Consider the following 13,966-nt stretch of genomic DNA (forward strand, 5'->3'; position numbering starts at 1 on the left):
GGCGTCAATCGAATCCCTTCGTCAGTCCTGTGTGCTGTATGCGCGTCTGCGACGCGTATGCCGTGCTTCTTCTATCCGGTTATGAAAATTCTGTCCGTCTTCGGCACGCGGCCCGAAGCGATCAAGATGGCGCCCCTCGTCAAGGCGCTGGCCGAGCAGTCGGCCATGGAGTCCGTCGTGTGCGTGACGGGGCAGCACAAGCAGATGCTGCAGCAGGTGCTGGACCTGTTCGACATCACGCCGCAGTACGACCTGGAACTGATGACGCAGAACCAGACGTTGAACGGACTCAGTGCCCGCCTGCTCACGGCTTTTGACGACGTGCTAGAAACGGTGCGCCCGGACCGCATCCTCGTGCATGGCGATACGACCACCGCAATGATGTCGGCCATGGCGGCGTTCCACCGCCGCATTCCCATCGGCCATGTGGAAGCCGGCCTGCGCACGGGCGACCTCTACCAGCCGTGGCCGGAAGAGATGAACCGCCGCACCATCGACGTGTGTGCCGATCTGCTGTTCGCCCCGACCGATTCGTCGCGCCGCAACCTGCAGGCGGAAAACCTGGGCGGCCGCATCGTGGTGACGGGCAATACCGTGATCGACGCGCTGCTGCAGACCACGCAGCGCATCGTGACGGACGACGCCTTCCGCGCCGAACTGGATGCGCATTTCCCGTTTCTGAACGACGAACGCAAGGTCCTGCTCGTGACGGGCCACCGCCGCGAGAACTTCGGTTCCGGCTTCGCCAACATCTGCGATGCGCTGGCCAGGCTGGCGCGCCGCGACGACATCCAGATCGTCTACCCCATCCACCTGAACCCGAACGTGCGCGGGCCGGTGCAGGCCGCGCTGGCAGGCCTGCCGAACGTGCATCTGATCGAGCCGCTGGACTACGCGCGCTTCGTGCGCTTGATGCAGCGCGCCCACGTGATCCTGACGGACTCTGGCGGCGTGCAGGAAGAAGCGCCGTCGCTGGGCAAGCCGGTGCTGGTCATGCGCAATGTGACGGAGCGCCCCGAGGCCGTGCAGGCCGGCACCGTGCGCCTGGTCGGCACGGAGGTGGACAGCATCGTCGGTGCCGTCAGCCACCTGTACGACAACGACGACGCCTGGCGCGCGTTCTCGCAGCGCCTGAACCCATACGGCGACGGGCTCGCCTCGCAGCGCATCGTGGCGGCCTTGGGCGGTGCGCATGTCCAGGAGTTTCTGGGCGAAGAACTTCAAGCGGCCTGACGGCCGAAGGCAACGAAGACCATGTCCACGCTCGCGATCGATATCCTGCTGGTGCTCGCGTTCTGCATCATCACGCTGCTCGTCGTCTACACGGCGCGGCACTACCTGTTCACGCTGAACCGGCTGTTCGGCCGTCAGCGTCAGCCGTATCTCGACATCGAACAGGGCGCGTGGCCCAGCGTGGTCGTCTGCGTGGCGGCGCACAACGAAGAGCGCGTGATTGCCGACTGCCTCAACGCGCTGCTGCTCGTGGACTACCCGCGCGACAAGCTGACCATCATGCCGGTCAACGACCGCTCCAAGGACCGCACGCGCGAGATCATCGACGAGATTGCGGCGCGCAACCCCGGGCGCTTCCAGCTGTTCCACCGCACCGAAGGCCGGCCCGGCAAGGCGGCGGCGCTGCGCGATGCCACGCAGTTGATCGACGCCGAGATCATGATCGTCTTCGACGCCGACTACCTGCCGGCGCGCGGCCTCATCAAACAGCTTGTGGCGCCGTTCTTCGACCCGGAAGTGGGCGCCATCATGGGCCGCGTGGTGCCCGTGAATGCCGGCGCCAACCTACTGACGCGCCTGCTTGATCTGGAGCGTGCCGGCGGCTACCAGGTGGACCAGACCGCGCGCATGAACCTGGGCCTGGTGCCGCAGTACGGCGGCACCGTGGGCGGTATCCGCCGCCGTGCGCTGGACGACATTGGCGGCTGGAACATCGACACGCTGGCCGAAGACACCGACGTGACGTTCCGCCTGCTGCAGCACGGTTGGAAGACGGTCTACCAGAACCGCTCCGAGTGCTACGAAGAGGTGCCTGAAGTCTGGCCGGTGCGGCTCAAGCAGATCAGCCGCTGGTCGCGCGGGCACAACCAGGTGATGGTGAACAACATCCGCAAGCTCCTCGCCAACGATCGCATCAGCCGGCTGGAACGGCTGGACGGCGCATTGCTGCTGCTGATCTTCGTCATGCCGATGGTGCAGCTGGCCGGCTGGGTGGTGGCCGTCATCCTGTTCTATGCGGCGGCGCAGTCGATCGTCTCGGGCTGGGTGCTGCTGGCCGCGCTGCTGTGCTACGGCGGGCTCGGCACGAATGCGGCCTTCTTCGAGATCGCGGCGGCCACCTACCTGGACGGCCATCGCAATCGCATCCGCCTGTTGCCGCTGAATCTGTTTGGCTTCCTGGTCAGCATGATGACGATCGCACGCGCTGGCGTGACGCAGGTGATCGACGCCGTGAAGAAGCGCGAGCTGGTGGGACAAGACCGAGCGCTTCCGCACGGAAGCCGCGGGCGTGGTCAACATCATGGCCGGCGACGTGCCGGTGCCCACGGGCACGGAGGGCACATGATCGGAAGCATGCTGCTGCTGAGCGGCTCGGTTGCGGGGCTGCTGGTGCTGCCGTTCCTGCCGGCGTTGTCGGAGTGGCTGCGCCCGACCGATTCCGCGCCGCTGCCGATGCGGCGTGACCAGCCGAACAATCTCACCTTCTTTGCCAACAGTTTCCGCCGCCGGCTGCAAGAGCAGTACGGCGTGGATATCGAAGCCATGCGGGCCGCAGGCGCCGCCTACCAGGTGCCCGTGAGCGCAGAACTGAGCGTGGGGCGCGACCCGCGCGGCCGCCCCGCAGTCGAGCAGTCCGGGCTTGCGCGCATGCTCGACAAGGTCAACCACATCGTCGTGTTCCGTGGCAACGCGTGGCTGGGCCCGCGCAGCCGCGTGCGCGCCGACTTGTATGTCGAGCAGGACGTTGAAGTCGAGCGCGATACCCGCTACGAGCCTGCCTGGCCGAAGGGGATATCGAACTGGGCGAGAACGTGGTGGTGCAGCGCTGGGTGCATGGCCGCAATGTGCGGCTGCTGCCGAATGTGCGTGTCGAAGGCCGCGTCACGGCGGAGGAGCGCATCGTGATGGCCGCCCCGGCGCGCTTCGAGCGTGCGGGCGCCGGTGAGGTGATGTTTGGCGACGTGCGCAGCGCAGCGCAGCCGGTCGGTTTGCCGAAACCGGCCACGGAGCGCCGCGTGCTGGACGGCGATGCCACGCTGGCGGCCAACGAGGCAACCGATTGCGACTACGTGGTGCGCGGCGATTGCCGCGTCGCGGGTGGCATGGCGCTCCAGGGCAGCATCAAGACGCATGGGCACCTGCGCACCGGTGATGGCGTGCGCATCGCGGGCACGCTATCGGCGCGCAAGAACCTGGAAATCGGTGCGGGCAGCGCGGTGCTGGGCCCGCTCATCGGCTTTGAAGACATCGTGCTCGGGCCGAACTGCCGCATCGGCCGCCCCGATGCGCCGACCACGCTCGTCTGCAACCGCCTGTTCGTCTCGCCGGGCTGTGTGCATGGCGTGATTACCGCGCACGAGTTCGCGCGCTTGAAGGCTGAGGAGGCACGCATGGTCACGTTCTGGCGCGCTTGCGTTTGCTGCTGTGGCGCGGTGCTGGCCGGGCTTGCCCTGTCGACTGCTGCGCACGGTGCCACGATGTTTGAAGACTTCACCACGCCCGACGGCGCCATGACCGTCTTCGCCCAAGGCGATTACGTCGAGCCCTACGTTGCGATCGAGGCCCTGCTGGTCGCGCACCGCCTGGGTGTCGACGTGCAGGCGCCGGCAGTGGGGCTGGCCAATTGGCTGCTGCCGTATCAACAGGCCAATGGCACGTTCCCGCGCATCTGCCGCAGCGGCACCGATGGGTGGGCCGCATGCGGCCAAGCCGATGCGGATGACTCGCAGGCCGTGTTCTGGTGCCTGCTCGTCAACGAGATCCTGCACGGCCCGCCGCAACTGCTGGCCAGCTGCAGCCTGTCGCTTGCGCACCTTGCCACGTTGTGGGACCCGAAGCGCACGACGTTCCAGGCGTTTGCCGATCGGCCCGAAGCCTACTTTGCCGACAACGTGGAAGTGGCTGGCGCGCTCAAGCGCCTGCGTGCCGACCCGAAGGCCGCGTTGCACTACACGCTGGAGCTGGCCGCGCTGCCGTCGCACAAGCAGATGATGGACGGCCTCGCCCATGCCTACGGTTACCAACTGAACGGCGCGCTCGATCCGGCACGCGTGAGCCTGCCGCCCACGCCGTACGGCTTTTACCCGACGGCGGTTGCGTCGGTGTATCCGTGGGTGCATGACCTGGAGACCGGCTCGGCTGCCCGGCGCAAGTGGGCGGTGTGGATGTTCCGCCATGGGCAGACGTGGCTGTCGGGCAAGGCAGACCCGTTCCCCTGGGGCCTGATCGCCTGGGCTGCCTACACGCTGGGCGATGCGCCGACCGCGCAGAAGTGGCTGCAGGCCGCGCCGCAATGGCGCGCCGCCGGCCGCTGGAACTTGATGGAAGAGGGCGCGCTGATCGGGCTCTCGCATGCACTGGCCGTTTCCCAATGAGCACACCTTCCAAGCGCATCGACTGGCGCAAGCACCTGACCAGTCTGCTGATCCTGATCGCCTTTACAGCCTGTGCGCTGCTGCTGGCGCGCAACCTCAGTGCCGGCCCCGGCCGCCCGCAGACCGACGACATCGTGCTGGTGGTGCCCGACAACCTCGGGCAAGACAACCGCATCTACGTGCAGGCCTGGGAAGACGCGGCGCTGGAAGAGGGCGTGCGCCTGCGCACCATGTCGGCATCAGATTTCGTGCGCCACGGGTTGAATGGGGAGCGCGTGTTTGCCGGCGTGATCCTGCCGGACACCGTGCACCGTTCGATGACGACCGCGCTGGTCAACCAGATCAGCCAGTTCGTGCAGGACGGCGGCGCGCTGATGCAGGTGTATGACGCCGGCATCCTCATGAAAAGGGCTTCTACGAGGACGGCGCCTCGCGCCTGTCGACGCTGGCCGGCGTGCAATACGGTTTCTATTCGACGCTGGGCGAAAAGATGGCCAGCCAGGCGACCGTCTACGGCCAGCCCGATGCGATGGTCGATCTGCATATTCCGCCGGGGCGCTGGATTGTGTCGAATGGGCGTGCGGTGCTGTCGGGCTACGGCCAGGACATGCTGCAGTACCCGACCCTGCGCACGCACGGCGACTACGCAGGCAAGGTGCTGCTGCGCTCCGAAGACAACTCGATCATCGCCGGCGAGCGCACCGTGGGCAAAGGCCACGTGCTGTTCGTCAACCTGCCGCTGACGTATCTGAAGCTGCGCACCGACGGCGTGCTGATGCACGGCTTCCTGAGCTACTTTGCCAGCCACGTATTGGAGCAGCCGCGCCTGTCGCCGGCGCCGCAGGGCGTGGGGGGCCTGGTGCTGAACTGGCACTGCGATGCGCGCATCTGTATTGACGCCACCGACAAGCTGATCGAAGACGGCGTCTTCAAGCGCGGCCCGTTCAGCTTCCACATCACCGCCGGCCCCGACCAGCGCCAGTTTGGCGACGGGCTGGGCGTGAACCTGGCCCACAACCCCGCGTTTGCGGAGGTCGTGCACGGCCTGATGAAGCAAGGGCACGAGGTGGGCAGCCACGGCGGCTGGATTCACGACTGGTTCGGCCTGAACGTGACGGAAGACAACCAGGCCACCATGGAGACCTATCTGCAGAAGAACGCAGACGCCATCGAGGCGCTGACCGGCAAGCCGCAGACCGAATATTCCGCCCCGACCGGCAACCAGCCCGAGTGGGCGACGCGCTGGCTCGACGAGCACAACGTCAAGGGCTACTACTTCACCGGCAACATCGGCCAGGGGCCGACGCGCACGTATCGCAACGGCCGGCGCGACGCGCACATCTGGTCGTTCCCGGTGCAGACGTACGGGCAGTACGCGACCATTGAAGAAGCCGACATGGCGCACATTCCGGAAGCGGAGATTGCGGCGTGGCTGACCTCGCTGGTGAAGTTCACCACGGAGTCCGGCGAGATCCGCCTGATCTACTTCCACCCGCCGGGCGCCGTGCGCTACCTGCACGCCATTGACGCCCTGATGGAAGCCGCCGATGCGCAAGAGGCGCGCAAGCGCTTCCGCTGGCACACCATCACGCAGATGGCCGACTTTGCCGAGCGCCGCGAGAACCGTGTGGCAGACGACATCGGAGCGCGGCGACGTGCGCGTGACGGCAGAGAACCCGGACACCCTGAACGAGCTGACGTGGCTGTTTGCGGCCGACCGTTATGCCGAGCCGCGCGTCGAGGCCGGGCAGGCCAGTGTGGTGCGGGAAGGCAACAACTGGCGCGTGGTGGCGGGCGCCGTCAGCAAGCTGACGATTGCAGCCAAGCTGAAGACCGGCACCTGAGCACAAGACACAACACGACAAGCAGAGAGGCCGCCGCCACGCATCAAAAAAGGCCGGCGCCCGCATCGACAACAGACGGGGAAATACAGCGTGGATCGAACTCCAATTGCGTGGGTGGTGGCGGCTGCCATCTGCGGCATGACAGCGCCCACGGCATGGGCACAGGCCGCCGCGGCCAAGCCCGCCGAAGACGCGCAACCGACACAAGCGGCCGAAGCCATGCAACCGGCCGAGCCGGCGACACCGCAAGAGGCCGCGACGGACCCAGAGCAACCGGCCGCACAGGAAGGTGCCACGCCGCCAGCAGATGCAACGGCATTGGCCGCAACGCCCGTGCCGACGCCCGGTGCCACCGCGCCCACCGTGCCGGAGCCGCTGCCCGAACCCTACGCCCCGGAGCGCGCCGCCATCGAGGCCGTGCTCGACACCGGCCGGATGAGCGATGGCTTTGGCGGCGCCACCGCCGTGGCCCTGCGCGGCATGATGGTCACCTCGTACGGCATCTGGCAGGCCGAGCTGGACCGGCAGAGCCGCTTTGGTTTTGCGGGCCAGTACGGCGCGCTCTCGCTCACGCGCGATCTCTCGGAGGATTACTACGTCCTCGTCGGTGCGGGCACGGGCAACAGCGAGCTGTTCTCGAAGTGGCGTGTGGATGTGGCGGGCTATCGCAAGTTCGGCCCCGACCGCCGTTTCGTGGCCGGCATCGGCGCCTACTACGCGCAGGGCCAGGACAGCGTGCGCAATGACCAGGGGCTGGTGCTCAGCACGCTGGCGTATTTCCCGTCGGTGGTGCTGGAGGGCGGCCTGCGTTTCAACCGGGCCAATCCGGGCATGGTGTTCGGCCCGAGCCAGTACATCGCGGCCACGATCGGCAACGACGAAAAGCGCGCGCTCGTCCTGCGCGTGGAACACGCCCGCGAGGCCTACCAGGTGCTGACCACCGGCACCGAGCGCGCGGACTACAACAGCATGAGCTACGCCATCCAGTGGCGCGAGCGTGTCGCGCGTGACCTGCTGCTCATCATCGGCGCGCAGTACTACCACAACCCCTTCTACAACCGCACCTACGGTGAGATCGGCTTCCGCTGGAGCTTCCGATGAACGCCAAGCCCGTCGAGGAGGGGCCCGCCGACAGCCTGCCCACCAAGCGCCGGCTGCGCGGGCATGAGCCCAAGCGCGTGATCGGCTATCGCGGCGATCGCATCGTCATGCACCGCGCGATGCGACGCCTGTCGTTTCCGCTCTGGCGCTGGATCGATGTGCTCGGCATTCCGCTGGCGCTCACGGCCGGCTACTGGGCGCTGTGGCCAACCATTGCCGGGCTGTGGGAACGCATCATCAGTTTCTGGAGCGTCGCCCTGGAGGGGCAGGTGCGGCTGGCGGCCGTGAAGGCGCTGGTGCCGGGCTTCGGCGCGATTCCGTATCCGCACAGCGACGCCGCGTTGCCCACCGCCGTGCAATGGCTGGTCGGGATGATCGTCACGCTCGCGTTGCTGTTCGGCACGCGTTTCATCGGCGGCCGCGCGTTGCCGCTGGCGTACTGGCTGCGCTTTATTGGCGTGGTGCAGGCGAGCGCCCAGTTCTACTTCTTCATGTGGCCCGCGAGCTTTCCGTATGACGGCGGCGGCTCGATCGGCTCGCTCACGCAGGCGTCGGTCGTGGTGGTGCTGATCACGCCGTGGCTCTATGCGCTGATCTACAACGTGCTGGACTTCGGCCTGATCCGCAAGCTGGTGCTGTCCGTCATGGGCATGGCGTATCTCACGGTGTTCATTCCGTTTCAGTACACGCTCGCATCGGTGGTGCTGCTCAAAGGGTCGATGCTGTGGTACCCGCAGATCTTTCTGTTGTGGGCGGTGTTCCTGCAGTTCGGCACGCTGGTCGGCTTCTATGCGTGGGCGATGAGCTGGAACGCGCGTGGGGCGGGTGGGCGGCGTCTCTCGTAGGCGCACCGCCAGCCTGCGAGGTGCCGTCGCGCGTCGCAGGCAGGGGGCTTCGTCGGCCAACGTGGCCTGCGTACCCGCAAGAGCATGAGGCCCGTACGCTGGAGCGCGAGCCTGGAACGGTCGATCACGAGCGTCGACGGCTCGAACGTGATCCTCCAACCGTCGAGGTCGACCCTCCGAGGGCCGAACACGAGCCTCAAACAGTCGTCTTCCACAGTCAGAGGTCGAAATTTTCGAGCTCGGACAGCCACCTTCCAGCCTCGGACCGTCGCGCATGAGCCTCAGAGGGCCAACGTTGACGGTTTGAGGGTGGCGCTCGGGCCTCGGAGGTCCGATGTATCGGATGTTTTTGGGCCGCGTTCGGGCCTCCGAGGGTCGTGCGCCACTGTTTGAGGGTCGCACGCCGCTCTCGGGCTGTGGACATCGGATGTTTGGGACGGATGCACGCACCGAAAACTGTGGCGCACCGCCGTCTGCGGGGCAACGGCGGTGCGTCAAGGGTGAGGTCCGCTTCGGCAAGGTTCGATTGCCGCGCGCTGCGACGCGGAATCCGCAATATGCGCACCGCTGTTGAAGCCCCAAGCCTCGTGCATGGAATCAGGACGTGGAAGAAGCGTCCGCCGTTGCAATCGGCCCAGTTCACTCAAGCAAAGGCAAAAAAAACGCGGCCGAAGCCGCGCAGATCTCGCTTTCCAGAGAGAGGGAGCAATGCCTGGTTACTGTTGCGCCACCGTTGCGGGTTGGGCCGTGTTGGTGGTGTTTGCCGCGTTGGCCGGTGCGGCCGGCGGCAGATCACCCCATCCGCCGCCCAGTGCCTTGATGAGCCCCACCGTGGAGTTCACGCGGCTGCCGGCCAGTTGCACGCCGATGCGTTCGGCGGACAGCATGTTGCGCTCGGCATCGATCACGTCCAGGTAGTTGACCGAGCCCGCGTTGTAGCGCGTGCGGGACAGCTGCGCGGCACGCGTGGAAGCGCGCACGGCGTCGTCCTGGGCCTTGGCCTGATCGGCCAGCAGGCGCAGTTCCGAGAGGTTGTCTTCCACCTCGCGGAAGGCGACGAGCACGCTTTCGCGGTAGTTGGCAACGTTCTCTTCATACGCGGCGCGCGCCTGCTTCACGCCGGCGCTGCGGGCGCCACCGTCGAAGATCGGCAGCGACAGCGCAGTGCCCACCAGCGGCCCGAGAATCCACGTGCGGCTGCCCCATTTCAGCAGATCGCCGATGTCGTGCGACTCGTAGCCAAAGCCGCCCGTGAGCTGCAGTTGCGGGAAGAACGCCGCACGCGCCACGCCGATCCGCGCGTTGGCCGCAGCCATCGAGCGCTCGGCAGCGGCCACGTCGGGACGGCGTTCCAGCAGGGCGGAAGGCAGGCCTGCCGGCACACGCACATCCAGCGTGGTGAGCGGTTGTGCATCCATGTTGAAATCGGCCGGTGCCTTGCCCAGCAGCGTCGCCAGGGCGTGCTCCAGCACCGCGCGGCGACGTTGTACGCCGATGCGGTCAGAGCGTGCCGTGGCCAGTTCGGCATCGGCGCGGGCAACGTCCAGTTCGCCGATGTCGCCAGTGTTGAAGCGGCGCTGCACGAGCTTGAGCGCCTCTTCGCGGCCGACCAGCGTGCGGGACAGCAAGGCTTCTTCCGCATCCAGCGTGCGCAGGCTGAAATACGTCTGCGCCACGTCGGCCTGCAAGGTCAGCCGTGCGGCACGGTACAGCGCTTCGACGCGCTCGGCGTCGGCACCGGCGGCATCGATGTTGTTGCGCACGCGGCCGAACAGGTCCACCTCATACGCCACGGTGGACTGCGCGCGCCAGTACGTCTGCGGCTGCACGGGCGCGCCGACCGGCAAGCCGGCCGATGCCGCCGACGCCCGCTGGCGCGTCGGGCCGAAGCCCACGTCCAGTTCCGGGAACAGCGATGCACGGTTGGCCTGCACGAAGGCGCGCGCCTGCGTCACGCGGGCGGCGGCGGCGGCCAGCGTGGGGCTGGCTTCAGCGGCCTGCGCTTCGAGCTTGTCGAGCGCCGGGTCGTTGAAGATCTTCCACCATGCGCCGTCGGCGGGCAGGGCGGGCTCGGCGGTCTTCCACTTGCCTTGCTCGTTTGCGGCCAGCGGTGCATCGGTCGCCTGTGCTGGCTGCGCTGCTTCCTTGAAGGCGTTGGGCGTGCCAACGTCCGGCTTCTCGTAGGTCGGGGCGAGCGAGCAGGCCGCCAGGAACAGCGCGGCGGCCAGCGCCAGCGGGTCCAGCGGCCCGCGCGCATGGCCGGACCCGTTTGTTGTTGTGTCGACGCGTTCATAACGATGTCTTGATGAGTGTTGACCTTAGTGCTGGGCCGACGGCACAGGCAGCGCGCCATCCAGGTCCAGATCACGATCGGGTGCATCTTCCGAGCGCTGGCCGCGGCGTGCCGCCAGCGTGCGCAGCAGCACGTAGAACACCGGCGTGAGGAACAGGCCGAACAGCGTCACACCCAGCATCCCCGCGAACACGGCCACGCCCATGGCATGACGCATTTCCGCACCGGCGCCGGTCGACACCACCAGGGGCACCACGCCCATGATGAAAGCGATCGACGTCATCAGGATCGGGCGCAGACGCAGGCGGCAGGCCTCGATGGCGGCTTCCACGATGGTGCGCCCTTGCAACTCCAGCTCGCGCGCAAACTCCACGATCAGGATGGCGTTCTTACACGCCAGCCCCACCAGCACCACCAGACCGATCTGCGTGAAGATGTTGTTGTCTCCATGCGAGACCCACACGCCCAGCATGGCGGCGAACAGGCTCATCGGCACGATCAGGATCACGGCCAGCGGCAGCGTCAGGCTTTCATACTGCGCAGCCAGCACCAGGAACACCAGCAGCACGCAGATCGGGAAAATCCACACGGCCGAATTGCCGGCCAGGATCTGCTGATACGTCAGATCCGTCCACTCGAAGCGCACGCCCTTGGGCAGCGTTTCATGCGCGATGCGCTCCACAGCCGCCTGTGCCTGGCCCGACGAGAAGCCCGGGGCCGGGCCGCCGTTGATGTCGGCAGCGGTGTAGCCGTTGTAGCGCACGACCATGTCCGGCCCGAAGCCTTGCGACACACGCAGCAGCGATGACAGCGGCACCATCTCGCCGGCCGTGTTGCGCGTCTTCAGCTGCAGGATGTCTTCTGCATGGGCGCGGAACGGCGCGTCTGCCTGCACCTTCACCTGATACGTGCGGCCGAAGCGGTTGAAGTCGTTCACGTACAGCGAGCCCAGATACACCTGCATGGTGTCGAACACGTCCGTGACCGGCACGCCCAGCTGCTTGGCCTTCACGCGGTCCAGGTCGGCATTCAACTGAGGCACGTTGATCTGGTAGCTCGAGAACGACGGGCCCAGCTCAGGCGTCTGGCGTGCCTTGGCCATGAAGGCCTGCGTGGCGGCAAAGAGCTGTTCGTAGCCGACCGAACCACGGTCTTCGATCTGCATCTTGAAGCCGCCCACCGTGCCCAGGCCCTGCACCGGCGGCGGTGGGAAGACGGCAATGAAGGCGTCCTTGATCGCACCGTACTGCTGGTTCAGTTGTCCGGCGATGGCGCCGCCCGACAGGTTGGCGCCCTTGCGCTCGTCAAACGGCTTGAGCGTGACGAACACGATGCCGGCGCTCGGGCTGTTGGTGAAGCCGTTGATCGACAGGCCCGGGAACGCCACGGCACTTTCCACGCCGGGGTGCTTGAGGGCGATGTCTGACATGCGGCGGATCACGTCTTCCGTGCGGTCAAGCGAGGCACCGTCCGGCAGCTGCGCGAAGCTGACGAGGTATTGCTTGTCCTGCATCGGCACGAAGCCGCCCGGCACCTTGTTGAACAGCAGCGCGGTCGCACCGATGAGCGCCAGGTAGATGCCCAGCATGACCGCCTTGCGGCCGATCACGCGCGAGGTGCTGCGGCCATACGACTCCGATGCCGCACCAAACACGCGGTTGAACGGACGGAAGATCCAGCCCAGGCCCTTGTCCATTGCACGCGCCAGCCAATCCTTCGGTGCGTCGTGGCTCTTGAGCAGCAGGGCAGCCAGCGCCGGCGACAGCGTGAGCGAGTTGAAGGCCGAGATGACGGTCGAGATGGAGATCGTCAGCGCGAACTGCTTGTAGAACTGACCGGTCAGGCCCGTCATGAAGGCCAGCGGCACGAACACGGCAATCAGCGTCAGGGCAATGGCGATGATCGGGCCGCTCACTTCGCGCATGGCCTTGTACGTGGCCTCGCGTGGCGATAAGCCTTCGGCAATGTTCCGCTCGACGTTTTCCACCACCACGATGGCATCGTCCACCACGATCCCGATCGCCAGCACCAGCCCGAACAGCGACAGCGCGTTGATCGAGAAGCCGAACATCAGCATCAGGCCGAACGTACCGATGATCGACACCGGCACCGCCAGCAGCGGAATGATCGACGCACGCCACGTCTGCAGGAACAGGATCACCACGAGCACCACAAGCGCCACCGCTTCCAGCAGCGTGTGCGTGACGGCTTCGATACTGGAGCGGACGAACTGCGTCGGGTCATAGACGATGCGGTAGTCGACGCCTTCGGGAAAGTCTTCCTTCAGTTCGGCCATCGTCTTGCGCACGTCATCCGAAATCTGCAGCGCGTTGGAGCCCGGCGCCTGGAAGATCGGAATGGCCACCGCCTGCTTGTTGTCCAGCAGCGAGCGCAGACCGTACTCCGACGCGGCCAGCTCGATGCGGGCCACGTCACGCAGGTACGTGACGGCGCCATCGGGCGAGCTTTTCAGGATGATGTCGCCGAACTCCTGCTCGGTCTTCAAGCGGCCCTGTGCATTGACGGACAGTTGCAGATCCGTACCCGGCAGCGACGGCGAGCCGCCGATCACGCCTGCCGCCACCTGCACGTTCTGGTCGCGGATGGCCTTGACCACTTCGTTGGCCGTCAGGCCGCGCTCGGCGACCTTGTTCGGGTCGAGCCACACGCGCATCGAGTAGTCGCCCGAGCCGAACAGCTGCACCTGGCCCACGCCGCTGATCCGTGCAAGGCGGTCCTTGACGTTCAGCACCGCGTAGTTGCGCAGGTACGTCATGTCGTAGCGGTCGTTGGGCGACAGCAAGTGCACCACCATCGTCAGGTCGGGGCTGCTCTTGATGGTCGTCACGCCCAGGCGCTGCACCACGTCGGGCAGACGCGGCAGCGCCTGCGACACGCGGTTCTGCACGAGCTGCTGTGCCTTGTCAGGGTCGGTGCCCAGCTTGAAGGTGACCGTCGTGGTCATGTTGCCGTCGCTGTTGGCTTGCGACTGCATGTACAGCATGTTTTCGACGCCGTTGATCTGTTCTTCGAGCGGCGAGGCGACGGTCTCGGCAATCACCTTCGGGTTGGCGCCCGGGAACTGCGCGCGCACCACCACCGAAGGCGGCACGACCTCGGGATACTCCGAGATCGGCAATCGCCAGATCGAGATGATCCCGATCAGCAGGATCAGCGTGGAAAGCACGCCCGCAAAGATCGGGCGGTCCACGAAAAATTTAGAGAAGTTCATGGCTGTGAGCGATGAGGTTCAGTCGCGATTGAGCGCAATCGGGG

General features: G+C 66.4%; 9 protein-coding genes and 1 pseudogene. 8 read left to right on the plus strand and 2 right to left on the minus strand.

Features of this window, described 5'->3' with window-relative positions; genetic code table 11:
- Positions 1-81 precede the first annotated feature (81 nt).
- The 8 genes and pseudogenes from wecB (at position 82) to OWR21_RS11220 (ending at position 8,397) form a co-directional block, all read left to right on the plus strand.
- The gene (wecB, locus tag OWR21_RS11185; protein ID WP_332395267.1) at positions 82-1,233 is read left to right on the plus strand and encodes a non-hydrolyzing UDP-N-acetylglucosamine 2-epimerase; all 1,152 of its coding nucleotides are present in this window, start codon (positions 82-84) and stop codon (positions 1,231-1,233) included.
- Between the two features lie 21 nt (positions 1,234-1,254).
- Positions 1,255-3,138, plus strand: a complete 1,884-nt coding sequence (locus tag OWR21_RS11190) for a glycosyltransferase family 2 protein (RefSeq protein WP_332395268.1) — start codon at positions 1,255-1,257, stop codon at positions 3,136-3,138.
- Complete coding sequence (locus OWR21_RS11195; RefSeq protein WP_332395269.1) at positions 3,048-4,607, plus strand: hypothetical protein; 1,560 nt, start codon at positions 3,048-3,050, stop codon at positions 4,605-4,607. The genes OWR21_RS11190 and OWR21_RS11195 overlap by 91 nt, the downstream gene beginning before the upstream one ends.
- Positions 4,604-5,350 (plus strand): hypothetical protein, encoded by a 747-nt coding sequence (locus OWR21_RS11200; RefSeq protein WP_332395270.1) that lies wholly within the window; start codon positions 4,604-4,606, stop codon positions 5,348-5,350. Before OWR21_RS11195 ends, OWR21_RS11200 begins: the two co-directional genes overlap by 4 nt.
- A gap of 305 nt (positions 5,351-5,655) precedes the next feature.
- Positions 5,656-5,787: pseudogene (locus tag OWR21_RS11205) on the plus strand (hypothetical protein); the annotation flags it as partial.
- A gap of 445 nt (positions 5,788-6,232) precedes the next feature.
- Complete coding sequence (locus tag OWR21_RS11210) at positions 6,233-6,451, plus strand: hypothetical protein (RefSeq protein ID WP_332395272.1); 219 nt, start codon at positions 6,233-6,235, stop codon at positions 6,449-6,451.
- Between the two features lie 90 nt (positions 6,452-6,541).
- On the plus strand, positions 6,542-7,552 hold the full coding sequence (locus OWR21_RS11215; protein ID WP_316891245.1) for a YaiO family outer membrane beta-barrel protein: 1,011 nt from the start codon (positions 6,542-6,544) through the stop codon (positions 7,550-7,552).
- Positions 7,549-8,397 (plus strand): hypothetical protein, encoded by an 849-nt coding sequence (locus OWR21_RS11220; RefSeq protein WP_332395273.1) that lies wholly within the window; start codon positions 7,549-7,551, stop codon positions 8,395-8,397. The genes OWR21_RS11215 and OWR21_RS11220 overlap by 4 nt, the downstream gene beginning before the upstream one ends.
- A gap of 716 nt (positions 8,398-9,113) precedes the next feature.
- Here the strand turns inward: OWR21_RS11220 and OWR21_RS11225 are convergent.
- The gene (locus OWR21_RS11225) at positions 9,114-10,640 is read right to left on the minus strand and encodes an efflux transporter outer membrane subunit (protein ID WP_442968624.1); all 1,527 of its coding nucleotides are present in this window, start codon (positions 10,638-10,640) and stop codon (positions 9,114-9,116) included.
- Between the two features lie 75 nt (positions 10,641-10,715).
- Entirely contained in the window at positions 10,716-13,922 is a 3,207-nt protein-coding gene (locus tag OWR21_RS11230) for an efflux RND transporter permease subunit (protein ID WP_332395275.1), read from the minus strand.
- Positions 13,923-13,966 lie beyond the last annotated feature (44 nt).

The sequence above is a fragment of the Ralstonia sp. 1B3 genome (assembly GCF_036631435.1).

Excerpts from the sequence above, each read along its gene's own strand:
- OWR21_RS11190 (WP_332395268.1), top strand. The coding sequence starts at position 1,255 with ATGTCCACGCTCGCGATCGATATCCTGCTGGTGCTCGCGTTCTGCATC.
- OWR21_RS11220 (WP_332395273.1), top strand. The coding sequence starts at position 7,549 with ATGAACGCCAAGCCCGTCGAGGAGGGGCCCGCCGACAGCCTGCCCACC.
- OWR21_RS11200 (WP_332395270.1), top strand. The coding sequence starts at position 4,604 with ATGAGCACACCTTCCAAGCGCATCGACTGGCGCAAGCACCTGACCAGT.
- wecB (WP_332395267.1), top strand. The coding sequence starts at position 82 with ATGAAAATTCTGTCCGTCTTCGGCACGCGGCCCGAAGCGATCAAGATG.
- OWR21_RS11230 (WP_332395275.1), bottom strand. The coding sequence starts at position 13,922 with ATGAACTTCTCTAAATTTTTCGTGGACCGCCCGATCTTTGCGGGCGTG.